Here is a 2,755-nt window from a genome sequence, read left to right as displayed (position 1 = left end):
CGTTCTCGGCCTTTGCGTCCAGCGCGGATTTCTCCAGTCGATCCCTTCCAGAAGATAGCCAAGCTGGGCGGATGATATCGCCACCGCCGTGCCGCCCTGGCTCACAGGCCAAATGAACTTACCTGCCGTAAGCGCCCCGTTGATACCGCAGGTTATGCGGCTTGACTGTCCGTCACAGATACCAGTGGTGCCCAATGCCAGGGCAGCAGTTCATCCAGCCGGTTGATCTTGTGATCATGGATGCGGTCGAGGATGTCAGCGAGATATGCCAGCGGGTCGAGGCCGTTAAGTTTAGCGGTCTCGATGATGGTCATTGCGCGGGACAGGGTTTCCGCACCGGTGTCGGCCCCTGCGAATAACCAATTCTTCCGTCCTATTCCAATCGGGCGCAGGGCGCGCTCAGCGGGGTTGTTGTCAATGGCCACGCGACCGTCGGTCAGGAACAGGCTGAAGGCCTCCTGCCGACTGATGCCATAGCGGAAGGCCTTGGCCAGATCGCTTTTGCCTGGAATGCGCAGGAGTTGCTGTTCGGACCAGGCAAAGAAGGCTTCGACCTTTGGTCGGCTCAGCTTTTGCCGCGCCGCATGGCGGACGTCAGCGGGCTGACCGTTGATGTCGCGCTCGATGTCGTAGAACTTGCCGATCCGGTCGAGCGCCTCGCGGGCGATCTCGGACTTCGTAGAGGTCCAGAAGTCATGGAAGTCGCGTCGTAGGTGGGCCCAACAGGCCGCCTCGCTCAAACGGGCTGTGCCATCGGGTTCAGGCGCGTAGAGCTTGGCATAGCCCTTGTAACCATCGGCCTGGAGGATGCCGCGGGCGTTGGCCAGATGGCCGAGAACATGCTCTTCCTTCCAGTCTGGCGCAAAGCGATAGACAGCACCCGGTGGCGATGCCCCCGCCCAAGGGCGTTGATCGCGCACATAGGCCCAGATCCGGCCTTGCCTAACACCTTTGCCAAGCCCCTTGTCGCGCAATGACCGGTCCAGCACCCGGATCGGCGTGTCATCTGCGTGCAACAGGTCGCTGGCCATGATGTCAGCCTCGATCCGTTCGATCAGCGGCGACAGGGTCTTCATGGCGCGGCCACACCAACCAACCAGCGTGCTTTCGGGGATGTCTGCCCCCATACGCGCGAAGATCTCGTGCTGACGATACAAAGGCAGGTGATCGTCAAATTTGGAGACCAGCACATGCGCAAGCAGGTTCGGCCCCGCCATGCTGCCCGGGATCGGACGACTGGGGGCCGACTCCTGCACCATCCGCTCGCAGCGGCGGCAGGATTTCTTGATCCGGGCGATCTGGATCACCTTCATTTGGGCGGCGATCATGTCCAGCAATTCGCTGACATCCTCGCCTACCACGCGCAGGTCGCCGCCGCAGTCAGGGCAGCATGTGCCGGGGTCCAGTTCACGCCGCTCGCGCGGGGTCGTATCCGAGACACGTGGGCGGCGGCGCAAAGCGGGTGCATCGGCAGCTTCCGGTGACGGTTCATCCCGCCCTTCGTCGATGGGCGCATCATCTTCCTCAGCCACCGCTACCAGCAGGTCTTCGAGCGCCAGTTCCAACTGCTCGATCTCGCGCTCAACCTTTTCCGAGGACTTACCGAAGGCCAGTTTCTGTAACTTGGCGATCCGCAAACGAAGCGCCTGAACCAACTGATCATGGACGCGCAACGTGGCCGATATCTTGGCGTTTTCTGCCTGCAATACCGCGATCATCGCCTTCAATTCGGCGGGATCATCAGGCAGATTTTCGACAATACTTGACATGCAACTGACTACCAAAAGTCAGGCCAAAGCACCATATAAATAAAGCTAATGGGCGCGCAAAATCATCCGACACGCGCAGGCGGAGCGCCCCAATCGGGACGCCGCCAGTCGATCCCTTCCCACAGCATCGCAAGCTGCGCAGAGGTCAGCCGTATCGACCCATTCGCAGCACTCGGCCAAGGAAAGCGTCCGCGCTCAAGCACTTTGTAATAAAGGCAAAACCCCTGGCCATCCCAATAGAGCAACTTGATCCGATCCCCCCGGCGCCCACGGAATGCAAACACCGCGCCACTGGCGGGCTGCTGATGCAGGACGTCTTGCGCCAATGCCGCCAGCCCCGCGATCCCCTTGCGCATGTCCGTGACACCGCAGGCCAGATACACACGCACGCCAGTCCCAGGCCCGATCATGCGGCGTCCACCGCACGGATCAGGGAGATCAGCGTGGCCGGGTCCACAGTGCTGTCAAAGTGCAAACTACGCCCACCCCGCAGGCGCAATTCAACCGCAATCGCTGGAGGCGCCTCAGCAGCCGTCACTGGCATGTCCAACGGAAAGAAAAGCGCCCCGGCATCAGGCGACCACAGACCCTTCTTCTTCAGCTCATGCCGCCATTTGTAAATCTGCTGCCGGGTCACCTCGTGGCGTTGCGCCACCTGCGTCACTGTCGCCCCGCCAACCCCAACCGACAGGACCATCTCGAGCTTGTCCTCATCACGCCAAAGTCGCCGCCGCTCAATCCCCAGAATTTCGCCCCGCATCGCTGATCCCCCATAAGACACGTCGCAAGCGACGTCGCTAAACACGTGTCTTAGAGCAGGACGCCAAGGTCAGGCAGGCGGTCCCAATGGCGCGGTTACTACCTGCCTCAAGCCGTTTCACATACAGCGACATTCCAACCCCGTCATGCCAGAGCAGCTTCACCAGATCACCTTTGCGACCCCGGAAGCAAAAAATCTCACCCGCATGCGGATCACGCCCAAGACC

5 protein-coding genes are annotated in these 2,755 nt (G+C 61.0%); all 5 read right to left on the bottom strand.

Going from position 1 to position 2,755, the window contains the following annotated elements:
* The coding region (gene tnpB, locus GC127_RS23315; protein ID WP_368074201.1) for an IS66 family insertion sequence element accessory protein TnpB at window positions 1–195 on the bottom strand (195 nt) is incomplete at its 3' end.
* The gene (locus GC127_RS01305) at window positions 153–1,769 is read right to left on the bottom strand and encodes an IS66 family transposase (RefSeq protein WP_151976039.1); all 1,617 of its coding nucleotides are present in this window, start codon (window positions 1,767–1,769) and stop codon (window positions 153–155) included. The genes tnpB (GC127_RS23315) and GC127_RS01305, both read right to left, overlap by 43 nt.
* Window positions 1,770–1,831: 62 nt before the next feature.
* Window positions 1,832–2,179: an IS66 family insertion sequence element accessory protein TnpB gene (gene tnpB, locus GC127_RS01300; RefSeq protein ID WP_151976038.1), complete on the bottom strand. Its 348-nt coding sequence runs from the start codon at window positions 2,177–2,179 to the stop codon at window positions 1,832–1,834.
* Window positions 2,176–2,529 (bottom strand): transposase, encoded by a 354-nt coding sequence (locus tag GC127_RS01295; protein WP_151976037.1) that lies wholly within the window; start codon window positions 2,527–2,529, stop codon window positions 2,176–2,178. Before GC127_RS01295 ends, tnpB (GC127_RS01300) begins: the two co-directional genes overlap by 4 nt.
* 37 nt (window positions 2,530–2,566) lie before the next feature.
* Window positions 2,567–2,755, bottom strand: a 189-nt coding sequence (gene tnpB, locus GC127_RS01290; protein WP_199861149.1) for an IS66 family insertion sequence element accessory protein TnpB, incomplete at its 5' end; no start/stop codon positions are given.

Origin of the sequence: Roseovarius sp. EC-HK134, from assembly GCF_902498815.1 — a bacterium.
Classification (GTDB): Bacteria; Pseudomonadota; Alphaproteobacteria; order Rhodobacterales; family Rhodobacteraceae; genus Roseovarius; species Roseovarius mucosus_A.
This window is presented reverse-complemented; position numbering and strand designations above follow the sequence as displayed.